Annotated in this window: 19 protein-coding genes, 1 tRNA gene, 1 pseudogene and 1 riboswitch; of the genes and pseudogenes, 11 read left to right on the forward strand and 10 right to left on the reverse strand. The window is 42.4% G+C overall.

From position 1 onward, the window contains the following. Positions 1-18 precede the first annotated feature (18 nt). A riboswitch (TPP riboswitch) is annotated at positions 19-115 on the reverse strand. A gap of 104 nt (positions 116-219) precedes the next feature. Further along, positions 220-1,089, forward strand: a complete 870-nt coding sequence (locus tag H1A11_RS18265) for a mechanosensitive ion channel family protein (RefSeq protein ID WP_034528887.1) — start codon at positions 220-222, stop codon at positions 1,087-1,089. 127 nt (positions 1,090-1,216) lie between these two features. On the opposite strand, the gene H1A11_RS18270 is transcribed toward H1A11_RS18265, so the two are convergent. Then, on the reverse strand, positions 1,217-1,459 hold the full coding sequence (locus tag H1A11_RS18270; RefSeq protein WP_005828479.1) for a hypothetical protein: 243 nt from the start codon (positions 1,457-1,459) through the stop codon (positions 1,217-1,219). Between the two features lie 129 nt (positions 1,460-1,588). Here H1A11_RS18270 and H1A11_RS18275 point away from each other — a divergent pair, with 129 nt between their 5' ends. Next, complete coding sequence (locus H1A11_RS18275) at positions 1,589-2,131, forward strand: hypothetical protein (protein ID WP_117589786.1); 543 nt, start codon at positions 1,589-1,591, stop codon at positions 2,129-2,131. A gap of 48 nt (positions 2,132-2,179) precedes the next feature. Here the strand turns inward: H1A11_RS18275 and H1A11_RS18280 are convergent, their stop codons facing one another. Together H1A11_RS18280 and H1A11_RS18285 are read right to left on the reverse strand one after the other, a co-directional pair. Continuing rightward, on the reverse strand, positions 2,180-2,587 hold the full coding sequence (locus H1A11_RS18280) for a pyridoxamine 5'-phosphate oxidase family protein (protein WP_005835009.1): 408 nt from the start codon (positions 2,585-2,587) through the stop codon (positions 2,180-2,182). A gap of 76 nt (positions 2,588-2,663) precedes the next feature. Next, a complete protein-coding gene (locus H1A11_RS18285; RefSeq protein ID WP_117681346.1) occupies positions 2,664-3,479 on the reverse strand; it encodes a helix-turn-helix transcriptional regulator in 816 nt (271 codons plus the stop codon). Positions 3,480-3,606: 127 nt separating this feature from the next. Here H1A11_RS18285 and H1A11_RS18290 point away from each other — a divergent pair, with 127 nt between their 5' ends. Together H1A11_RS18290 and H1A11_RS18295 are read left to right on the forward strand one after the other, a co-directional pair. Continuing rightward, the gene (locus tag H1A11_RS18290; protein ID WP_005835014.1) at positions 3,607-4,056 is read left to right on the forward strand and encodes a hypothetical protein; all 450 of its coding nucleotides are present in this window, start codon (positions 3,607-3,609) and stop codon (positions 4,054-4,056) included. A 234-nt stretch (positions 4,057-4,290) separates the two neighbouring features. Next, positions 4,291-4,500, forward strand: a complete 210-nt coding sequence (locus H1A11_RS18295; protein WP_005835016.1) for a winged helix-turn-helix domain-containing protein — start codon at positions 4,291-4,293, stop codon at positions 4,498-4,500. 705 nt (positions 4,501-5,205) lie between these two features. Here H1A11_RS18295 and H1A11_RS18300 read toward each other — a convergent pair. The 3 genes from H1A11_RS18300 to H1A11_RS18310 all read right to left on the reverse strand — a co-directional run bounded on the left by H1A11_RS18300 (position 5,206) and on the right by H1A11_RS18310 (position 7,119). Then, a tRNA-Lys gene (locus H1A11_RS18300) sits at positions 5,206-5,281 on the reverse strand. 94 nt (positions 5,282-5,375) lie between these two features. Then, on the reverse strand, positions 5,376-6,491 hold the full coding sequence (locus H1A11_RS18305) for an AI-2E family transporter (protein ID WP_008665790.1): 1,116 nt from the start codon (positions 6,489-6,491) through the stop codon (positions 5,376-5,378). A 22-nt stretch (positions 6,492-6,513) separates the two neighbouring features. Further along, positions 6,514-7,119 (reverse strand): thymidine kinase, encoded by a 606-nt coding sequence (locus H1A11_RS18310; protein WP_005828444.1) that lies wholly within the window; start codon positions 7,117-7,119, stop codon positions 6,514-6,516. A 110-nt stretch (positions 7,120-7,229) separates the two neighbouring features. Here H1A11_RS18310 and H1A11_RS18315 point away from each other — a divergent pair, with 110 nt between their 5' ends. From H1A11_RS18315 to H1A11_RS18335, 5 genes are all read left to right on the forward strand, one after another. Further along, positions 7,230-7,814 carry a hypothetical protein gene (locus H1A11_RS18315; RefSeq protein WP_117599252.1) on the forward strand — a complete coding sequence of 195 codons (585 nt, stop codon included), beginning with the start codon at positions 7,230-7,232 and terminating at the stop codon, positions 7,812-7,814. Between the two features lie 13 nt (positions 7,815-7,827). Further along, positions 7,828-8,502, forward strand: coding sequence for a 16S rRNA (cytidine(1402)-2'-O)-methyltransferase (gene rsmI / locus H1A11_RS18320; RefSeq protein ID WP_005828441.1), 675 nt, complete (start codon positions 7,828-7,830; stop codon positions 8,500-8,502). Positions 8,503-8,536: 34 nt separating this feature from the next. After that, positions 8,537-9,415: a hypothetical protein gene (locus tag H1A11_RS18325; RefSeq protein WP_005828438.1), complete on the forward strand. Its 879-nt coding sequence runs from the start codon at positions 8,537-8,539 to the stop codon at positions 9,413-9,415. 87 nt (positions 9,416-9,502) lie between these two features. Beyond that, positions 9,503-10,201: a YjjG family noncanonical pyrimidine nucleotidase gene (locus tag H1A11_RS18330; protein ID WP_008665786.1), complete on the forward strand. Its 699-nt coding sequence runs from the start codon at positions 9,503-9,505 to the stop codon at positions 10,199-10,201. A 52-nt stretch (positions 10,202-10,253) separates the two neighbouring features. Further along, complete coding sequence (locus H1A11_RS18335) at positions 10,254-10,919, forward strand: MarC family protein (protein WP_008665785.1); 666 nt, start codon at positions 10,254-10,256, stop codon at positions 10,917-10,919. Between the two features lie 59 nt (positions 10,920-10,978). On the opposite strand, the gene H1A11_RS18340 is transcribed toward H1A11_RS18335, so the two are convergent. Both H1A11_RS18340 and H1A11_RS18345 read right to left on the reverse strand, forming a co-directional pair. Continuing rightward, the gene (locus H1A11_RS18340) at positions 10,979-12,496 is read right to left on the reverse strand and encodes a RagB/SusD family nutrient uptake outer membrane protein (RefSeq protein WP_181757152.1); all 1,518 of its coding nucleotides are present in this window, start codon (positions 12,494-12,496) and stop codon (positions 10,979-10,981) included. Between the two features lie 17 nt (positions 12,497-12,513). Further along, positions 12,514-15,333 (reverse strand): SusC/RagA family TonB-linked outer membrane protein, encoded by a 2,820-nt coding sequence (locus tag H1A11_RS18345; protein ID WP_366457213.1) that lies wholly within the window; start codon positions 15,331-15,333, stop codon positions 12,514-12,516. Positions 15,334-16,038: 705 nt separating this feature from the next. Here H1A11_RS18345 and H1A11_RS18350 point away from each other — a divergent pair. After that, on the forward strand, positions 16,039-16,200 hold the full coding sequence (locus H1A11_RS18350) for a hypothetical protein (RefSeq protein ID WP_165491379.1): 162 nt from the start codon (positions 16,039-16,041) through the stop codon (positions 16,198-16,200). Positions 16,201-16,428: 228 nt separating this feature from the next. Here H1A11_RS18350 and H1A11_RS18355 read toward each other — a convergent pair whose 3' ends face one another. Both H1A11_RS18355 and H1A11_RS18360 read right to left on the reverse strand, forming a co-directional pair. Further along, positions 16,429-18,027 (reverse strand): RagB/SusD family nutrient uptake outer membrane protein, encoded by a 1,599-nt coding sequence (locus H1A11_RS18355; RefSeq protein ID WP_117599254.1) that lies wholly within the window; start codon positions 18,025-18,027, stop codon positions 16,429-16,431. Positions 18,028-18,047: 20 nt separating this feature from the next. Then, complete coding sequence (locus H1A11_RS18360) at positions 18,048-21,206, reverse strand: TonB-dependent receptor (protein ID WP_255461487.1); 3,159 nt, start codon at positions 21,204-21,206, stop codon at positions 18,048-18,050. 452 nt (positions 21,207-21,658) lie between these two features. Between H1A11_RS18360 and H1A11_RS18365 the strand changes: the two are divergent. Further along, positions 21,659-22,848, forward strand: a pseudogene (locus tag H1A11_RS18365) (site-specific integrase). Positions 22,849-23,099: the final 251 nt, after the last annotated feature.

The raw sequence follows: 23,099 nt of genomic DNA on the forward strand, positions 1-23,099 counted from the left end.
TTAGATGAATACAGAAAAGGGGAACTTTTCTTCTTTTCCCTCCGCCGGCATTACCCGGATCAGGTTAATGGGTATGATCTCAGCCCGTCGTATTAGGGCACCCCTTAGTTGAAATCGGGGCAAAGGTAGGAGTTTTCGTCGAAAGTGGCAAGTTAAGTGAACGAAACTCAGAGTTATTTGTTAATTTTGTAGCATTAATTTTAAAAAAAGAATATAGTTATGTTATCATCTTTATTCATGGCAGCCTTTGCTGCCCAAGTTGCTGACGATGGTTTCAGCAAACTGCAGATATTCCTTCAGCAATTGATAGATTGGGGCGTAAGTGCCGGTGGACGTATTATTGGAGCTGTCATCATCTTTGTGGTAGGACGGTTCTTGATTTCCTTTCTTAGGAAAATGCTGGCGAGGTTATTGGCAAAAAGACATGTGGATGCCAGTATCCAGAGCTTTGTGAAAAGTTTAGTCAATATCTTGCTGACCATTCTGCTGATTATTGCCGTTATCGGCAAATTGGGAGTGGAAACTACTTCATTTGCAGCTTTGTTGGCATCTGCCGGTGTGGCTATCGGTATGGCACTTTCCGGAAACTTGCAGAACTTTGCGGGTGGATTGATTGTACTGTTGTTCCGTCCTTTCAAGGTAGGCGACTGGATTGAAAGCCAGGGAGTGTCCGGAACGGTACGTGAGATTCAAATCTTCCATACGATTCTGACCACAGCCGACAATAAGGTAATCTATATACCTAACGGTGCGTTGAGCAGTGGTACAGTGACTAATTACAGCCGTGAGGATACGCGTCGTGTAGATTGGGTGATCGGTGTAGAATATGGTGAGAACTATGACAAGGTAGAGAGCACCGTGCGTCGTATCATCTCCGAAGACAGCCGTATCTTGAATACTCCCGAGCCGTTTGTGGCTCTTCATGCCCTGGATGCCAGCAGTGTGAATGTGGTGATTCGTGTTTGGGTGAAGAGCGGAGACTACTGGGGCGTTTATTTTGATATGAACAAGAAGATTTACTCCGTATTCAACGAGGAAGGTATCGACTTCCCATTCCCGCAGTTGACGGTGCATCAGGCGAAAGACTGAGTGGGCTACAAGTTTCAATTTATTAGCTATCAGCCACTATAAGTTACGGGCTACAAGTTGTCCTGCATTATCATACTGCAGGACAACTTGTAGCCCGTAACTTAATAGTAGTCGGTAACTCCGTAGTTTATTTATAACTTAATTCTGCCTCTATTTCTTCGCAGACATCTTGTTCCAGGTTGAGCAGCTGATTGATTTCTTTTCGTTTTTCCAAATCCGTGAAATAGCTCTCCACTACTGCATAGATGTTGAAGCCGGTTGTGGAACCCGCAGCCAAATCCAATGACTCAACCATTTTCTCTACTGCTTGATGAATGCGTTTCTTACTGATAAAATGCAGTTCATTACTATGAATTAAGCTCTTTTCCATGATATTTTCTGTTTTAGTTATTGTAGTTATAACATTCTATCAAGCAAGTTAGTTCATGTAGATTGAACAGACTTGACAGTCGACCGAACGATATTTCTTTTTATATTTGCCAAAAATATAAGCGCGGCAATGAAAGAACTGTTTATAAAAATACTCCGTTTTCTGATGTTTGTACTGGTCGTAGCTTTGGGCTGCATCGGATATAACATCTATGAAGATACGTTGGCTGCTGTGTGGATACCCGTAGGGGTAGGACTTGTGGTGGCAGTCGTTACACTTCCTCTATATAAAAAATGGATATGGCTGACAACGATGGAGCAAAAGGCAGTGAATATATTGTGTCATGTGGTGTGCGTGGGTGTCATCAGTTGTTCGCTTTTTCTGGTAGGAAATTATCAGATGGCGGCTCCTGCTTCGACAAAGGAGGTGACGGTCACCGTACTTGAGAAGCTGATAAAAGAACATGAAAAGAGACGTAAAGTAGGCAAGCATCGTTATGTGTCGGACGGAGTACGTAAGGAGTATTACTTAAAGGTGGCTTTCGAGGATGGAGCGATAGAGACCTTGCATGTTTCCACAGCCACATACAACAAAGCACGAAAAGACAAACCGAAAGTCTTGACTTTGCAGAAAGGAGCTTTCGGATTGCCGGTGATAACGAAGGGGTTATAGTTCTAATTCCCCCATGCAAGACATCAGATGAGGAACAGAATGCTCTTCTTAAAGATTTCTGCGTACAAAATGTCCGTCAATCCAAATGGTGGCATGGTGTCCTTTGAATTTCAGTAATACATAATTGGGATCTGTCGGGCCTTTGCTGAAGTGTGCGCTGAACCACTCTTGCCACATTTCCTGCTTGGTGGCTTCGTCTTCTATAATCTCCACCTCACCGGTGAGCACTACGCTGTTTCCTTTTTCCTGAAAGCACAAACCTGCTTTCGGATTGGCTGCAAACTCCTTTGTTTTAAGACTGTCTTTGCCGGTCGCCAACCATACGGTTGTGGCCCCTTCCGACTTGATGTTGCTCATTGGAACGGGGCGGGGATATCCCTCTTGGTTGATGGAAGTGATGACGACGGTTTCGCATCTTGCCAAGATTTCTGCTGCTTTCTCGATTAATGTTGCCATATTGGATGTTTTTATTGATTTGATTGCTGCAAATATAGGCATGGTAATAGGAAGAGCTATTGTAAAAAATCGACTTTTATGTTTTCACATAACTCAAAGTCCCTTCTTCCAATGGAGCGGAAGTGAGAAGCTGGCTTGGCGCGTTGCCGGACATCTTTTTGATTTCTTTTGAGAGATGGGAAACATCATAATATCCTGCTTTGATGGCAACGGACAGCAGATTGTCGAAAGAGGTACTTCGCAACAAGTCTACAGCATGTTTGAACTTCATAATCCGACTGTACTCTTTGGGTGTAAGTCCGGTGTGCTGCTTGAATTTCCGTTCGAAATGGCGTTGGCATAGGCAAGTCTCCTCCGCTAACCGGAGGAGTGACAAGTCACCCTTGCATCGATTGATTTGCTGTATGGCGAACAGCATGCTCCGTTCTGCTTTTGGACTGTATCGGCATAAGGCTTGAAGCAGGAAGTTTTCAATAAAGACCAGGTGCTCTTGAATGGTTCCCAGTTCGCCCAGTCTCTCTGCAAAAGAGTGGGTAAAGAGGCTTGTAAGCTCATCGGCGTTTAACCGTAAGTTGGTGAGCTCCTGCAAAGGGAGGTCCATGAAGCGAAGTATTCCGCAAGGCAGAAAACGGATTCCCAGCATATGGATTGTTACCGTATGGGTCACCAATTCAGAATATTTGGTCATGGCTCCAATGAAGTAGGCATGGTAGGGCTGCATAACGAGGCTGTCGTGTACGGCCTTAGGAGCTTCACCCAACGTGAATATAAAGTCAGTGCATCCGTCAGGCAGGATATTGATGTGCATGCCGTATCCGGGTTGTCCTTTAAACTCCCAATATTTGTCAATATAGGGGGAGAGCAGGGGGCTGGGATGATATTCTTTGTACATAGGTTGTAAAGATAGGAATAAACTTCGAAGATAGGGAAATCCCTATGTATAAATAGAGAGAATCACGGAAAAGGAGGTTTTTATCATACTACATTTGCTGTATGGATAAATACTAAAACTTTCTATTATGAAAAAGATGTCAGTTGTTTTAGGCTTGTTACTCGCTGTCTTGGTGACGGGCTGTGGCATTTATGAGAGCTACGGGTTTGATTATAAGCAGTTGAGCAGCATTGAACGTGGTATGAGCTTTAAAGAGGTGTGTACCATTTTAGGAGAGCCTGCATTTAGAGATTTGAATAAGGAGGGAGAGGCTTGGACATTCCGTGCTTATACTCCTGCGGGGTGGTCGGCTGTCAAGGTGTGGTTCAAAGACGGAAAAGTGGACGAAATGAAGAGCTATCTGGAGGATACTTATCCAGTTACCACTTCGCGGGACAAGAGTTTCATGGACGAGAAAAAAGAATCTTCCGACAAGAGTAGCGAAACAAAGGTAATAGTTTCGCCGGAAGGGAAACATTACATCAAAATGGGCTCGGTAGTAGTCACTCCCGAAGGCAAGCATATAATAGTACCTTGATTATACCAGCATAATCGTTTCCGGATATAGTATAATGTGAATATACCTTTCTATAAAGTGCTGATATTTATAAAGTTCTATATTTTTTGCAGATTTTAGGTATATGTAGTTCAAAGAATGTTATCTGAAATGAAAAGAATGGGCAATGTTTGTCATTGCTCTGTCTTTATCTTATATTTGAGTAGATAATATAGGATATCATTTTAAGAAAGGAACTAATAATAAGATAATAATATGAAGAATATTGAGAAGGCGACCAATAATATGAAAATGGTATATTCCATTCTGTGCAATCTTAAGAAGTGTACAATCTTTGAATTACAGAAACTGACGAAGTTCAGGGATGTGGATTTGTGTTTGGCCTTGGGGTATCTGCTGCAGAATAACCAGATTTATCAGAAGCGTATTGATAACATGGTTTACTATGGAGTCGTCGCAAAATGAAAAGATATACAATAGGTTTACCACACATTTTGCTTACATGCTTGCATGGCGCTTTCTAATTGTTTGTTATACCGCGTTTTACGGTATGTAAGCAGACGCTATGCAAGTATGTAGGCAAACTTTGCTTGCATGCTGTTTTTTCTTGTGCAAATGGCTGGTCTTCTTTCCGCAAAGAACGGCTCTTTCTTCTACTAAAAGCTTATTAATGACTATTGTGCACGGTTGTGATGCAGTTTCTTCACTATTGTGGTACGGCTTCTTCATGCTTGTGGAGAAGCAGTACCACAATAGTGCGCATATCTAACTGTCATTTACTCAGTGGACTAAAAACCTATATTTGAGTGATGAAAAACTGATAAATAGTCTTTCATTGGCTGTGTATGTACCTTCAAAAGAGTGATATGGCAGTGGATAATGTTCATGTCTTACAGTTTTTCAGTGAAAGAAATCATGAATATTGGGATACTTGAAAAATAAGTTTCTCTTTTGCACGCGAATTAGAAAACCAAAAGAGTTTTGTAATCCTCATCGGAGGGGCGTAAAAATACCGGATAAGATGACTGGGTAAAACCAATCATTTTCATTGTGCTTCTGTTTTGTGTTCTGAAGTATCGGTATGATTATAAACTTTCCAACCAACTCATTACGTAGCAGATGCCTTTAAAAGAAAAAAGCAATTATCTATTTCAGATAACTGCTTTTCTTTGGTGAACCGCTTGGGGCTCGAACCCAAGACCCCAACATTAAAAGTGTTGTGCTCTACCTGCTGAGCTAGCGATTCAGACCTTATTGCTGTTAAGCGGGTGCAAAGATAGATACTTTTGTTTAAAAAACAAATGGATTAAGGGAAAAAGTTTTGATAACGACTTCTGCTTTTACTCTTCTTGTTGATTATCAGTCTGTTCAAACTTGTGAATTTTTTCTCTGTTTATGATGAAACGTTGATAGTAGGAGAGCATAAGGGTGGTAAGCGGAAGTGCTATAATCATACCCAGCATACCCATCAATGAGCCCCAAATTGATAAAGACAGTAGGATGATGGCAGGGTTCAGGCCCGTAATTTTCCCCATGACACGCGGTACGATGAATCCGTCTTGAATGGCTTGTACTATGATGAATACCGCAAGGGCCGATGCAATGATAATCCAGAAGTTTCCTCCCGTATCCGCTGCTTTCAGTATGGCCAGCACGATGGTAGGTATAAAGCCAATAATCTGTAAATAGGGCACTAGGTTTAAAGCACCGATGAACAAGCCGAGCCCAATGGCCAGTGGGAAATCAATAATCAGAAAGCCTATACTGAACAGAATACCGACACACAATGCCACGAATGCTTGTCCGCGGAAGTATCTGTTCATGCCGTCTTTCACATCGTTCATTACATTGATTACGAAGGGCCGGTATTTCTGTGGTACCAGGTGGGGCCACCCTTCGGAAATGCTTTCATAGTCCAGCAATATGAAGATTATATAGAGAAGAATGAGAAAGAAAGTGAAGAAGCTGAACAGTAGATTGACGGATTCTGACAGCAAGGACCAGAGCCGGGGAACGGTTTCCTTGATGGCGTTCAGCATATTCTCTTCCTTGAACAATTGGGTGACAAACTGGGTGTCTATGTTCTCACGAAGGAATTCAGAGAGTGTTTTGGGCACATTGCCGTCGTGGGTTCCGTTGGAAAAGTAGTCTATTACCAAATCTTTCACCCTGACGAATTCGTCCATCATGGGAGGCACAAGCAGATAAAATGCGGTTCCTCCTACAATCAGAATACTGAATAAGGCGCAGAAGATGGATATGACCCGGTTCTTGAGCCTTAATCTGTACTGGAAAAAGGTGACCAGGGGGTATATCAGATAGGCAATGAGCCATGCGATGAAGAATGGCAGCAATACGCCGCTTAGACGCTTGAAGAGCATAAGGATGCCGATAATAATGACACCGAGTATGACACCGCGGATAAAACTGTCGAATGTAATCTTTTTGCGTTCCATAATGCTCTGTTTTTTGTATTCGTTAATGACCGCTTTCCTTTTGGTCGGCTTGGATGGCTTGCTGATAGCACTCCCGGCATAGAGGTTCGTACTCTTCGGTTTCCCCCAGCAGTACTTGTTTGTCGTTCTTGACGGTACGGTGGGAGAACGAGGCGAGTTGGCCGCATTTCACACAGATGGCATGTACTTTGGAAACTTCGTCTGCAATGGCACACAGTCCCGGCATAGGACCGAATGGAATACCCCGGAAGTCCATGTCCAGTCCGGCAACAATGACGCGTATACCATTGTTGGCAAGCTGGTTGCATACATCAATCAGGCCGCTATCAAAGAACTGGGCTTCGTCAATGCCCACTACATCTATCTCTGAAGTGAAGAGCAGAATGCTGGCAGACGAGTCGATGGGAGTGGAGGCTATGGAATGACTGTCATGCGATACTACATCGGCTTCGGAATAACGGGTGTCTATGGCGGGCTTGAATATCTCTACGCGTTGTTTGGCAAATTTTGCCCGTTTCAGTCTCCTTATCAGCTCTTCGGTTTTGCCGGAAAACATAGAACCGCAAATGACCTCAATTCTTCCCCTGCGTTTGGTTTCCTGTATATGATCTTCTGAGAATAATACCATGCTTTCGAGTGTTATATTTAAGCGCAAAAGTAACACTTTTGTTTGCTTTCCGATATTTTTTCATTATTTATTTCTACATTTGTAGCGTTAACACGGACTGTGTAAAGGATATGCAAACCTTATTAAATGACATAGAATTAGATATTCAGGAATTGAAATGTTTGATGCAAGCCATTTCAAGTGATACCAATCCGACATTGAGGATTGTGGCAAAACGGAATATCCAGCAGATGAAGGTACGCTTGGAGGCGTTGCAAGAACTGCTTGAGGAGGCGCCAACGGCTGTTGTGCCGCCCCTGAAGGAAATCCCTACTGCTACTACTCCTTTGGCTGGACCGGTTTCTCCGGTTGTACCGGTCGTCCCTGATACAATGAAGATGGTATGTGAGGAACCGGAAACAGTTCATACGGCTGAAGCGCTCCAGACTGTTGTAACTTCGGCATCTCCTATTTTGGCAGAACGTATCAAGCCTGCCAAGGATTTGAGACATGCCATCAGTCTGAACGATTCATTCCGTTTTGTCCGCGAGCTGTTCGCAGGCGATGCTGCACGGATGAATGAAGTGGTACGACGTTTGGGTGAGGCCCCTTCTTTGGACAAGGCTATGGATATTTTCGTTTCGGAAGTGCAGCCGGATGAAGAGAATGAAGCCGCTGTCGATTTTATGGAACTCCTCAAAAAATATTTCAGCTAAACAACCGATAAGTATGGGAAAACTTTATGTAGTGCCTACCCCGGTAGGGAATTTGGAAGATATGACATTCCGTGCTATCCGGATTCTGAAAGAAGTGGATTTAATATTGGCTGAGGATACACGTACTTCCGGCATATTGCTGAAACACTTCGAAATAAAGAATGTGATGCAATCTCACCATAAATTTAATGAACATAAAACGGTTGAAAGTGTTGTTAATAGAATAAAGGGGGGAGAAACTGTAGCTTTGATTTCGGATGCAGGTACACCGGGTATATCCGACCCGGGCTTTCTGGTGGTCAGAGAGTGTGTGCGCAACGGCATCGAAGTGCAATGCCTGCCGGGAGCGACAGCTTTTGTGCCGGCATTAGTGGCTTCCGGATTGCCGAATGAGAAGTTCTGTTTTGAAGGTTTTCTTCCACAGAAGAAAGGAAGGATGACTCGCCTGAAGGCATTGGCCGGGGAGCGTCGTACCATGGTGTTCTATGAGTCTCCCCACAGATTGGTAAAAGCTTTGGCGCAGTTTACCGAACATTTCGGTGCCGGACGTCAGGCATCTGTTTCGCGGGAAATTTCAAAGGTGCACGAAGAAACGGTGCGTGGAACGCTTACAGAATTAATAGAACATTTCACGGCGAACGAACCGCGCGGTGAAATTGTGATTGTAGTAGCAGGAATAGACGATTAAATAACTTCATTAACCAAACGTAAAACGAAAGCGTATGAAAAAGTTAGCAGTTTTAATTGTATGCGCGGCTGTAATGGCTTCGTGTGACAGTTTCTCTGGTGGCAGTAAGAACCAGCTGAAAGCTGAAAATGATTCTTTATTGATGGAACTGACTCAGCGTAATGCTGAATTAGACGAGATGATGGGTACTTTCAATGATATTTCAGAGGGATTCCGCCAGATTAATGCGGCGGAGAGCCGTGTGGATTTGCAACGTGGCGCTGTGGCAGAAGGCTCTTTGAATGCCAAGCAGCAGATTGCGTCGGACATTGAATTTATCCGTAAACAGATGGAAGAGAACAAGGAGCAGATTGCCAAACTGCAATCTATGTTGAAGAACAGCAAAAACAACTCTGTTCAGTTGAAGAGAGCTGTAGAATCTTTGACTCAGGAGTTGGTGGCAAAGACCCAGCGTATTGAAGAATTGCAGGCTGAGCTGGCTTCCAAGAATATCCGTATCCAGGAACTGGATGCTGCCGTGACCGGCTTGTCTAGTGAGAAGGAGGAATTGACTGCCGAAAATGAGGCGAAGGCCAAAACCGTTGCCGAGCAAGATAAGGCACTTAACACAGCTTGGTTTGTGTTTGGCACAAAGAAGGAGCTGAAAGACCAGAAGATATTGACAAATACCGGGCTTTTCAAAAAAGGCCAGGTGCTGAAAGATTCTGATATCAACAAGGACTACTTTACACAAGTGGATATCCGTACGACAAAAGAGATTAAACTATACTCCAAAGATGCTGATATCTTGACCACTCATCCTGCTGGCTCTTATGCGTTGGAGAAAGATGATAAAGGACAGCTGACTTTGAAGATTACAAATCCGAAAGACTTCTGGAGTGTGTCCAAGTATTTGGTAATCCAAGTAAAATAACACTGTTATAAGATTGATACAGAACGGACGCAGGTTATTGGAATTGATAATCTGCGTCTATTTTTATATATACCTTTCCTTTAAGTAATGGCATCTCAATATAAAAACCTCTTTTTTGATCTGGACGATACGCTTTGGGCATTTTCCCTTAATGCACGTGATACATTCGAAGAAATGTATCACAAGTATGACTATGGTCGTTTCTTTCGCTCTTTCCTGCATTTCTATACTCTTTATCAGCATCGTAATACAGAGCTGTGGGAAGAATACGGTAGAGGGCAGGTCAGTAAGGAAGAGTTGAACCGCCAGCGTTTCCTATATCCTCTGGAGGCAGTAGGGGCGAGGGATGTTGCTTTGGCTGAGGCTTTTTCTGATGATTTCTTTTCGGTCATTCCCACAAAAAATCGGCTGATGCCGCATGCTTATGAGGTGCTGGAATATTTGGCGGGGAAATATAACCTCTATATCCTTTCCAATGGTTTCCAAGAACTGCAATGTCATAAGATGCGTTCGGCGGGTATCGACCGCTTTTTTAAGAAGATTGTTCTCTCTGATGACATCGGTATCTTGAAGCCCTGGCCCGAAATCTTTCATTTTGCACTTTCTGCCACACAATCCGAGGTGCATGATTCTTTGATGATAGGCGATAGTTGGGAAAATGATGTGATAGGAGCCAAAGGAGTGGGTATGCACCAAGTGTTTTATAATGTAACCGGGAAGGAAGAACTGCCTTTTCAACCGACTTATCATATCAGTAATCTGAAAGAATTGATGCAGATTTTGTGACATTGAAATTTTTAATTGTACTTTTGTCTGCAGAAACGTATATTATACAGCTATGGACACAATCTTACCTTTCGCTCTACTTTGTTTTACCTCCTTCTTTACGTTGACAAACCCTCTCGGCACCATGCCGGTGTTTTTGACCATGACGCATGGAATGACGGACCGTGAACGGCAGTCGGTAGTATCGCGCGCCACTTTGGTTGCCTTTATTACGATTATGGTCTTTACGTTTGCGGGACAGTTCCTCTTTAAGTTCTTCGGTATCTCTACCAATGGTTTCCGTATTGCCGGTGGAGTTATTATCTTTAAGATTGGCTTCGATATGCTGCAAGCCCGTTATACTCCAATGAAGCTGAAAGACGAGGAAATCAAGACTTATGCCGATGATATTTCCATTACTCCTCTTGGAATTCCGATGCTTTGTGGTCCCGGTGCCATAGCCAATGCCATTGTGCTGATGCAGGATGCCCACACCATTCAGATGAAAGGAGTTCTTATAGGAATGATTGCCTTTATTTATCTGATTACCTTTTTCATATTGCGTGCTTCTACGCGGTTGGTCAAAATTTTGGGTGAGACGGGAAACAATGTGATGATGCGCCTAATGGGACTTATCCTGATGGTTATTGCCGTTGAGTGTTTTGTCAGCGGAGTGAAACCTATATTGGTGGATATATTGAAAGAAGGAGGCATACCATCACTGGCACACCTCCTCTAAACACTTTATTTATAAAAACACATTGGGAAAATTCCCAAGTTTCTTTAGGCTACTATTGATTAATAGCCTGGATTTTGTTCTATGTTCGGATTGGCATTGATTTCACCGACGGGAATCAACGGGAGCGCTTTCTTGGAGTCGCGGTTGAATGTACGCGCTTCTTCGCTCAATACGTCGTGCCATCCTCTGTCATTAACGTCCGTGTAGCGTGTAACGGTTTCACCGCGGCGCATAACATCGAAGTAGCGCTGTCCTTCACCTACAAGTTCCTTGCGGCGTTCGATGTAGATGCGGTCTAATGTGATGTTTCCGCTGGTTACTTGTTTGCTTTCATCCGTTGTGCGGTTGGAGATGATATCGTTCAGCAAGTTGGCAGCCTTGTTCTTGTCTCCGGCTTGGAAAGCTGCTTCTGCTGCTGACAAGTAAACTTCTGACAAGCGCAGCAATGGGACATTGGAGTAACGTACATCTCCGTTTACAGCAGGCATTTTGTTGATGTAAACTTTACGTTTGTCAAATCCTCCTGCTGCCGCTGCCAATAATATGTCGTTACGGATGTCTGCCGGGTCGGATGTAAGCATGTCAGAGAAGTCTTTTGTGACAATTACATCTCCATATCCGGGAGAAGCGCCAGCCTTGTCTGCATATAAGTAGGCAATACCTTCACGGTCTGTCCAGTCAGTATTGTTGTTGATGGAAATCTCGAACATGATTTCTTTTGAATGATTGGCATCACTTTTGCTCCATGCAGCAACATATTCTGACGGTTTCCAAAGTTTGTAAGACGAGTTTGATATGATGTCTTCAGCTACGGATAAAGCCTTGCTCCATTCGCCTTTTGTCATATATACACGTACCTGCAAGGCTTTGGCAGCCCAAAGGTTGACATAACCCACTTCATTGGTTTTGGGCAGTGCATTTGAGTTGATTGCATCTGTCAAATCCTTTTCAATAGCCTCATAACATTGGGCTACCGTGCTGCGGCTTGGCTTTTCTGTCGATTCCAGCGGGGAGGTAGCGATGGGCACACCGAGTGAGCTGCCTTGATCTACTGTATAAGGTTTACCGTAGATACGTGTAAGGTCAAACAGTGCCATGGCGCGCAGAACTTTTGCTTCTGCATCATATTGGTCAATAGTGGCTTTTGCCTCTGCCGCGTCGGTCAGGTTGCCACTTTCTGCTGCCTGAATCAGACGGTTGGCGCGTGCTATGACTACATAAGGCATCTGCCATACGGCTGTTGAGGTGGTGAAATTGTCGGCAGTTGTATATTCCATATAGTAGTAGAAGTTTGCTCTTCCACTTCCACCGTTATATTCATATTGGATATCTTCCCCTCTCATGTCACCGTATACGAACATGAGGCGTCCATAATAATTAATCAGGCTACTGTTACCTTTAACGGCAGCATAAAGTCCCGTCCGCACATTGGCCAAATCATCGCTGTTCTTGATTGCGGTTTCAGCATCTATTCCGTCTGCGGGTGACTGATCCAGCCAACTGTTGAGGCATGATGAAGTGCTGACTGCCATAGCTGCGCAAAGCGTTGCTGTGTATAATGTCTTTAATATTTTCATTTTCGTATCTTTATTAGTTAGAAATTCAATTCTATTCCGAATGTATATGTTCTCAATGCCGGAGTCTCAAATGTGCATAGTCCGTCTACACGCATTTCCGGATCTACAAATAAGTCTTTAGATTTCCATGTAAGCAGGTTGGACCCCGAGAAGTAAATTCTTGCCTTGCTAAGTCCAAGCTTGTTGATATAGTTTTGCGGAATGCTTACACCTAATGTGAGGTTCTTCAGACGTAGATAATCAGTAGGCATCAGCCAGCGTGAAGACAGTGAAGCTACGCTTCCATATTCAAATTTAGGCAATGTGGCATTCGTGTCGCCCGGGCCGGTCCACATCTTTGAGATGTCGTAGTATGTCGGTACGGCACCACCGTATAGATGTGAACCGCCATTGGAGTGCTGCCAAGTGGAGTAGTCAAAAGCATCACCACCCAATGAATAAGTGAAAGTGAAGCCCAAGTCAATAAACTTCCATTTGAGGTTGTTGGTAAGACCGCCTTCTATACTAGCCTGATGCTTGCCTACAATAGTTTTGTTGGCTTCAGAGATATTGGTTGTTGTCTTGCGGGCATTCTCTGTTCCGTCATTCAGGTAGAACATTTCTTTACCGGTCTCAGCGTCGACTCCGGCGTATTCATAAACATAGTATGAATAGTAAGGTTCGCCTACACGGTGAATCAGTGGTCCTGATACGATTTCATTCTGCTGGCCATCCAGTTTGGTCAGTTTGTTGCTGTTATGTGCCATGTTCAGAGAAGTGGTCCATGTGAAATCCTTGTTTCTGAAATTGGTTGATGTAATGGTCAACTCAAAACCGGAGTTCTTCAGTGAACCGATGTTCTGCGGAGTGGTATATCCGTAATCGCCATCATAATATCCTCCGACTTGTGATACGGGGAGGTCGTATATAAGGTCACTGGTTTTACGCTGATAGTAGTCGAATGTTACGGAGATACGGTCAATGAATGAAAAGTCGAGACCGATATTCCATGTTTTGTTCTTTTCCCATTTCAGGTCCGGGTTTGCAATTCCGACGATTGACATTCCTGACTGTCCATTGTATATGACTCCATATTTATAAAGATTCATATAAGCGTAATAGTCTGATGGTTGCGTTCCGTTTACACCATATGACACACGGAGCTTTCCATCTGTCAATACACTCTTGACGGGATTCAGAAAACTTTCGTCTATGAATCTCCATGCTCCGGAAACCGACCAGAAACTTCCCCAACGGTTTTCTCTTGCCAGACGTGAACTTCCGTCGGTACGATAGCTGAGACCGAGATAATATCTGTCTGCGTAGTTATAATTGGCACGTCCGAGGAACGAAGTCATGCGATAGCTCTGTCTGTTGGTTTCGGCACTTGTTGAACCGGCATTTGTCAATTCGTACAAATCACCCGGATAGTCTTGGCCTGCCATATAGTTGAAAGCATATTCCGTATCTTGTGTTTCAAAACCAAGCAGGGCATCAATATTGTGCAGGCCGAAAGAGTTGATGTAAGAGAGCTGGGTTTGTGTATTCAGCTGGTCATTACGATTGACAATGCGCTGCATGACACCACCTGGAGCGCCATTGTTTGAGTGTCTGTCCCAAAGAACATCATTGGTACCTTGTGCGTAATCATAAGCAATCTTTTCACTTAAATTTAACTTGTCCCAAATATTATAGGTCAACTTGATTGTATTAAATGCCTTCATCAGGGTATAAACGTCAGAGCTGTGCTCTCTTTCATACAAAGGATTGACTCCAAATATGCCGCAACCATTGTTTAATGTGCCGTCTTCATTATAGGGAGTTGATGAGGGGCTTTGGAAGAATGCATAATTGGCTACAGGCCCATCATAGGAGGTAGCTTCATTGGTTTTGTTTTGTCTTACTTTTGAAAATTGGCTTGTAACCTGAACTTCAAAGTCTCCAAACTTATGAGTGAGGTTTGCATTACCAGTGAAACGTTCCAGACCTTGTTTGTAAATGATGCCTTCCTGATTGGTATAAGCGGCTGAGGTGTAGAATTTGGTACGGTCGTTGCCGCCAGATACGCTCAGCTGGTAGTTCTGATGAGAACCGTTACGGAAAAGCAGGTCTTTCCAATCCGTCCATCCGGTTGAGGGTTTTGAAGCGAAGTCCTCGATGTTCTGGTCTGCAAAAGTTGCGGCATCTGCATCGGACATGTTTCCGCTGTATAATCCATAATTCTTGAGACCGGTCCATAAGAGTTCGCGGCGTGAGTCACCGTCGAGCATAGGACGATAATCTATTGCCATGTTTGAAAAACCCCAGTCAGAGCGGAAACTTACATTTGTTTTACCTTGTTTTCCGCTTTTCGTCGTAATGACCACAACACCGTTAGCAGCACGCGAGCCGTAAAGAGAGGCAGCCGCCGCATCTTTGATAACTGTGATAGACTCGATGTCATTGGTATTGAGTGAAGACAGAATATCAGTTCCTGCATCACTATAAGTGAACTCGGATAAGTCTCCACTTGTTACCGGTGTTCCGTCAATAACATAAAGCGGATTGTTTCCGGCATTGATGGAACCCATACCACGTACACGAATACTGCTTACAGAACCTGGATTACTTGAACTTGAACCAAAAGTAACACCAGCGACATTACCAGAAAGCTTGTCGGCAACAGAAAGAACAGGTACATCTTCCAAGGTGGAAGTGTTTACAGTAGAAGCAGCTCCGGTAAATGATGCTTTTTTAAATGTACCGTAACCGGTAACCACAACCTCTTCAAGCAGCTCAGAATCGGATTTCAAAATTACCTTTACATGAGGTTTAATCGTTACTTCTTGGGTTTGCATACCAACAAACGAAATCACCAGAGTTTTCGCGGAACTACACTATCTGTATTCTGTTGATAATAAAGAATATACAATAAGTCAAAGAATTGGCTAAAACAAGGAATACTCTTTTCAAAGCTGTCCTATATGGGTCTACAATAAACAAAACCTTACTTATGTGATACCATTAACAAATGTAATATTTTGATTAATAGTTATTTGAGTGTTAATTAATGTACTGCAGTTGTAAAATTAGCATTCCTCTTTTTAAAAGAATGGGTGATTATGTCAATATCTATCATTTGTTTATTTTTCGTTGAATATTTACTTGTATTATTTATTTCATCCATAAGAATATTGCATTTCATGTAAATACTATTTTAAATTACAGAATAACTATTCCTATTTCAAATAGAGAAAGTCTGTGTTTGTCGGATAAAAAACTAATGAACTTATGAGGTTATTTCTAAAGGATCTTAAATAAATTACTTTATAGTTTTTTGTGTAAAAGTTCAAAAATAAATTCATTTTATACAAATATCGTCTTTAATTAGTATTATCGTAATGTACACTACGGATAATAGTGGACTTGATGTAAAATAATAGGTGTATTATGAAATTCTATGGTCAAAAAAGAGTTGGCTGTTTTAAAGAATATAGCAGAACAGTTTCAAGAAGAATCGCAAATGCCGGTTTTAGTAGGAAGAAAGCGCATCGGTAAGACCTCACTTTTATTGAAATCAACGGATGAAAGACCGACATCGTATTTTTTCATTTTATGAATTGGTCGAAATTAAACACAATCCTGAACGGATAGGTTGGGGGATATTGAAGAAAAAAGTCACAATCAACAAAGAATGGAAAAACTGCTCTGTTTCTTATAAAGGGCTTTCTTTGGAAGATATGTAATCTTGAAATAACACTTCCCCCTGAAGTCTTTTGTTGGATTAAGAGAAGAAAGCCACCCATTTCGCAATGAGTGGCTTCTCAAAAACACTTTATTATGAAATTCCGGTATGTTCAACCGGATGAATCATCATAATTGCCGCATTATTATTGTTGGGGTAATGCAGCTTGATTAGTCTGCACAGATAGCGCTTCTGTGTCATTTTTCCGTATAACATGTCCTTTGAAGTATTAATTCTGGTCGCTCGGAGAAAGCTGAGAATTATTCTCTATTTCAGAGAGAGGTAACTGGTAAAGGAACGGCCTGTCTTCTTGGTTATAACGGAACTTACCGGCAGAGAAGTGATTATTATTTTCTGCGCCCCAAGTTTCATCTGTACGATCTACAGGAATATTCAAACGACGATTATCAATATATTCCAAACCTTCACCCCAGAACTCTACACGTTTCTGATAAATGATTTCCTCTATCAGGTCAGCCTTGTTCGTGAAAGTGTAATTATAATCGGGCTGGCGGGTCTTCATAAAGCTATTCAGTTCAGTCACTGCTTCAGCAGAACCCTTGTGAGCCAAAGCTTCCATTTTTATCATGTAAGCTTCTTCTGAACGCAGGTAAATATAATCTCCCAGTTCCCATCCGCTGAACACACCGGCCTTGATGTTATCACGACCTGTACCGATAAATTTTACGGCTTGGTATTCCACGGCAACTGGAGACTGAGTGTCACGAATCAATGTTATACGATTACCGGAGTCATCTGTTACACCTGTAGAACGGTCGCAGCAGAACCATTGCAGACGGATATCAGTATCCGCGATACGGTCTACTAATGGCTTAAAGGCAGCGCGCCATACACCGATGCCGGCATAACCATCGCCATAAGTATCCATCTGCGAGAAGAAAGACATATAAGTTGTACTATTGTCTGCTGTAACATCGCTACCGAATACTACATCCGGCAAGCTGATATTACTGAATCCTTGGAGTATCTGGTCTTCACTCTGCAATATAGGGAAATTATCAATCACCACCTGCGCATACTTTATCGCCTCATCCCATTCATGGATAACCATGTTCGCACGAGCCAAATGCATAGCTACCACGCAGCCATCCATATCAGTGGGTGAGGAAGTACGCGTCATATCCAAATTCTTGAACAAGTCGAAAGCAGTAGTAAGGTCACTCTTGATTTGTTCATAGATTTGGGCTACAGTAGCACGTGGCTGGTCACCTTCCGTATCCTCTGTAATAAGCGGTACACACGGAGACTGGGAGAAGTCATATTTCTCTCCACGGCCCCATTTCGTTCCATCCGCACCGGTATAGTAGGAATGCTGGTATAAGTAAGTCAGTTGTAAGTAGGCGTAGCCACGGAAACCAAGAGCGATGGCACGATATTTCAAATTGGCGGGATCTTCACTGCTGGGGTCAATCAGCTTGAGGATGTTGTTGGCATTGGCTATGACACGATAGTACTCTTTCCAACGGTTGTTGGTCGGAGTATAGTTCTGTTGCCAGTAATCCAGCAAATAATGATACATACTCATAGCGAAACGTCCGGTCATAATCATATCGTTGCCCATCAGCGATGTTAAGTAATCAAAACTCTTTTGACCGAAATAGTTGTGACTCATATTGACGTCAACATACTGTTGCATATCAGTATACATACCTGCCACAGCAGCTGAAAAAGCCTTATCAGGATCTTCCTGAGCCACATTGCCCAGTTGGTCTTCAGTCAAATAAGCGGTAACATCAGCATCTTCAATGCAAGATGTAAGCAGGCCCCCGACAAGAAGCACCTGCATCATATATTTCATTATCTTCATATACAATTTTATTTTTTAGTTTAGAATGTAAGGTTGATACCTCCGGAAATCACACGCATCGGAGAATAGCCTCCATATTCATTATCAGAACCAGCCATTGCCACACGAGGGTCAAATCCCTGACGTTTGGACCACAAGCCGAGATTATCTGCCGTAGCATAGATACGCAGTTTCTCAACACCCAATTTCTGCATCAAGTTCTTCGGCAATGTGTAGCCCAAAGTGATGTTACGGATGCTGAAGTAGCTGGCCTTTACCAGATTGAGGTCTGATTGCTGAGTGAAAGAGTTGGAAGCATTGTCGGCATTCCAAATAGGAAGTGAACCTTGACCGGTCTCAGGGTTGAATGTTTTCCACATATCCTTATTATGACCTACGTAGAATGAAGAGCTCATGCCGGACAGATAAGAGTAGTCATAAGCATAGCCACCAATCTGGAAAGCCGTTGCTATAGAAAGGTCAATTCCCTTGTAAGAGAAAGTAGTGCTCAAACCACCGTTGAAATCGGGCAGCGCAGATTTTCCAATGAAGTAGCGGGTTGCGTCTGCATAAGTGGTGGTGGTAGTACGGCCTGTCACTTCCCCTTTCTCGTTTGTCTCATCCATGTACCACATGGCATTTCCTTTTTCGTCCATGCCGGCATACATATAAGTATAGTATTCAAAGCGGCTCTTACCTTCGCGCAGGTTGAACGGACCGGAAGTGATACCATTTTCACGGTTTTCTTCGGGTAATGTCACAATACGGTTCTTGTAGTGGGAGCCTACGAGCGATACCGTCCACTTCAGGTCAGACTGATTGAAGATATCCACATTCACTTCAAACTCTATACCAGTGTTCTTCATCGCACCCAGATTTTCCCAGTTATACGGCCGTCCGGCTGTAGAGAAAGCTACGGGACGCTTGAAAAGCATATCGTCCGTACGACGATAAAAATATTCGAATGAACCGTATACTCTATCGAAGAGACGGAAATCTACTCCCACGTCAAAAGTCTTCTGCTTTTCCCAGGTCAAGTCCGGATTACCGTAGAATTCCGGTGAATAACCCAGCTCTGAACCATTCCAAGTAACTGTGTATTGGTCTTGATAAGGCGTGTACACATAGGCATAGTCATATTCCGAAAGGATGCTTTCATTACCCTGGGTACCATAAGATGCACGCAGTTTCAAGTCGTTCAACCAAGAATTTGTACCTTCCATGAATGCTTCGTTGGAAATACGCCAAGCAGCACCTACCGACCAGAAATTACCCCAACGGTCCAAAAAGCGGGAAGTACCGTCGCGACGGAAAGCGGCAGAAACGTAATATTTATTGCTATAGTCGTAGTCTGCCATACCGAAATAACCCTCGATGTTATGGTTTGCCGTGTAGCTATTGATGTATTGCATTTGTCCACCGTTGTCCAGTTCCGGATTGTTCGGATTAAAGAAGTTGGTCTTCTGTCCTGCCAAATACTGATATTCATACTTGTAGTACTCGTGACCTATCTTGGCCGACAGGTGGTGGTTATCGCCAAATACATTGCTGTAAGCCAGAATCTGGTTGAAGTTGGTAGTCGTAGTGTTGTAGCTTCCTTTTGTACCACGACCACCGAAAGACTGTCCGTCACCGATGAGCGGAGTGTAGAATACTGTCTGGCTACTGTTCGTGAAATCATAACTATAGTTTGCTGTAAACTTGAAATTCTTCAAGAACGAGATTTCCAGATACGAGCGTGAAGTCAGATTATTGTACACAGTTTCACGAATATCCTCTTTCATATTGGCTATCACATTCTGGTTAGTAGCCGTAGGACGTTTAGATGTACCGTCTGTTTCACCATTTCCGGCATCATACATGGGGCTTCCATCCTCATAATATTTCATGTTACCTTCTGCATCATAGGCATGAACCGGAAAGATAGGAGCCCAAGAACGTGCTACTTCGAAAGGATTGGAGGCAGCTCCGGCATTCTCTTGTACACCATTCTGAGTTGCTTTGGAATATCCTACATTGGTACCTACCTTCAACCAGGATTTCAACTGGGAGTTAACGTTGGCACGAGCTGTAAAACGCTCATAAGAAGAACCTAACACATAAGAGTCATTATCCAGAAAGCCCATAGATACATAAAAATCTGTACGGTCATTACCACCCGATGCAGATATATTGTATTCTTGGCGGAAGGCATTGTCGAACAAGGCATCGGCAAACGAATCATTATAACGCAAACGTGCATTGGGGTTAAGTTTTCCATCAGGTGTTACTAAATATTCTCCTTGCGGGATGATATATGCATTGTAATTACCCAGTTCGCCCAGTAAATCCTGACTGGCTGCTAAATTAGAGTCTTCAATGGATTTTCCAGCCGCCCAATAGGTATTACGAAGACCATACCAAGACAAACGATAGAACTCTTCCGGATCAGTAGCCATATCATAATCTTTGTACGCACGCTGTGCCACACCCCAGGTACCGTTAAAGTTGATGGCCACCTTGTCTTTGCGTCCGGTCTTGGTAGTAATCATGACCACACCACCAGCTGCGCGGGAACCATACAAAGAGTTGGATACAGCATCTTTCGACACGTTCACTGAAGCAATGTCCGTAGGGTTGATGTCCGACAACTTACCGTTGAAGGGCACACCATCTACTACAATCAGCGCATTGTTGCTGGCTGAAATAGAACCGATACCGCGCAATACGATATTGGCATCTTGTCCCGGCTGGCCGGAAGAGCTTACAACCTGCAAACCGGCCACAGCTCCTTCTAGTGCATTGGACACGGATGTAGCTTGTGAATTACTGATAATCTCATTCTTTACACTGCTGATAGAGCCCACCAAATCTTGTTTGCGTTTAGTGCCATAAGCCACTACTGTTACTTCATCAAGTATCTCTGTATCAGGCATCATAACCACTTTTACGCTCGGTTTGATTACCACTTCTTGAGTCTTCATACCGATGTATGAAATCACCAGAGTTTTCGCGGAACTTGGTACGTTTGGTAATGTAAAATCACCATCTACACCGGTAATAGCACCAACTTGTGTACCTTTTACCAATACAGAGGCTCCAATAACTGGCTGCCCGTCTTCTTCAGAAATTACAACACCTGTAACCTTCTGGGTTTGGGCAGTTACTAGGCCTATTCCAACAAAAAGACAGGCCAATAACAGCATTAATTTTCTTTTCATAAATTCTCTCTTAAAGTTTAACTTTACATTAATTGTTTCTTTACTCTAACAAAGTGCAAATATATTAATAAAACTGAAACGAACAACTATTTTATTGAAAAAACCTTGTAAATCTATCAATTTGTTAACTAAACACGCTACTTTATGCTTAATAACAGATTTTTCATACTTAAAAAACCTAAACCGGCTTATGTTTACTATCACTATGATTCCCTCTTTCAAGGTGATTTTTCCAAGAAATACACATATTTTAAAACAAAATGGTTAATAAACAAGCTGCTAAAACAAAAACATACCTGATTTTGAAACAAAATGAGAATTTCCGGAGATTAAATACCGATTAATAGCTAAACACAAAAAGACACTTTTTAGAGATATTAATTCTTATTCTATTCTCACCGAGCACAGAATATCGTCTTATTTGTTATTAGTATTAATTAAAATCAAGCAAAATGAGTAAAATTATTTACAATCTAGTGTACAACAGAAAAAGAAGCCTGAATAAAAAAGGAATGGCGTTAGTGCAAGTAGAAGCCTATTTGGACAGAAAGAAAAAGTATTTCTCCACCAAAGTTTATCTAAAGCCAGAACAATGGGACAATAAAAAGCTTATCGTGAAGAATCATCCTAATGCGGATGCACTGAATAGATTGATATATGAATTTATGGCTATGATAGAAAAAAAAGAGTTGGAATTGTGGCAGCAAGGAAGGCGTATTTCATTAGAGTTACTAAAGGAGGTTTTGAGCACAAACGAAAACAAAACCTCTTTTATTTCTTTTTGTAGACAAGAGATAGCAAACTCTGCTCTGAAAGAAAGTACAAAACGAAATCACCTCTCCACTCTTTCATTATTACAACAGTTCAAAAAGGATGTAACCTTTTCTGATTTAACATTCGAATTCATATCCTCCTTTGAATATTTCTTGCAATCAAGAGGCTATCACACAAATACGATAGCCAAACATATGAAGCATCTGAAGCGACATATAAATGTCGCCATCAACAAGGATTATATAGAGATACAAAAATACGCTTTTCGAAAGTACAAGATTAAAACTATAGAAAACAAGCATACGCACTTATCTCCTGAAGAGCTGGAGAAGTTGGAGAAATTAAGCTTGGCTGGCAGATATACTAAATTGCAGAAGACTTTAGATGCATTCTTGTTTTGTTGCTATGCAGGAATGAGATATTCTGATTTTATCAGTTTATCACCCGATAACATCGTGGAGATCCGTCAAGAAACCTGGCTAATTTATAAATCCATAAAGACGAGTACAGAAGTCAGATTACCTCTTTATCTCTTATTCGAAGGAAAAGGGCTTGTTATTCTGGACAAATATCGGGATGACTTACAAAGCTTCTTTCATTTAAGGGATAACTCTAATGTGAACAAAAATTTAATTGTGATTTCCCGCCTAGCCGGTTTATCAAAAAGATTTCATTTCACACCGCTCGCCATACTAATGCAACTCTATTGATTTATAATGGAGTAAACATTACAACAGTGCAAAAATTATTGGGGCATAAAAGTGTTAAAACCACACAAGTGTATACGAATGTAATGGATATGACTATAGTACATGATTTAGAAAAGAACCATGCACTCATGCCTTTGCCTAAAAAAACACGAACTTAGCATAGTCAATACTGCACTTTCATATCATTAGTCATATACTTCTCCTTTAAAGTCTGTTCACTCACTATTCTGTTTCAACCTGCTCGCTGCAAACTCACTGCATACGTTTTGCAGTACCACTGCATATTGCTTGCAGTACCACTGCATATTGCTTGCAGCCGCACTGCATATTAGTTTGCAGTACCACTGCAACAGCTTTGCAGTATCACTGCAATAGGTTTGCAAAATCTTGCAGCAAGAAACTATTTATA

This window comes from Bacteroides sp. CACC 737 (assembly GCF_013874375.1).
Classification (GTDB): domain Bacteria; phylum Bacteroidota; class Bacteroidia; order Bacteroidales; family Bacteroidaceae; genus Bacteroides; species Bacteroides uniformis.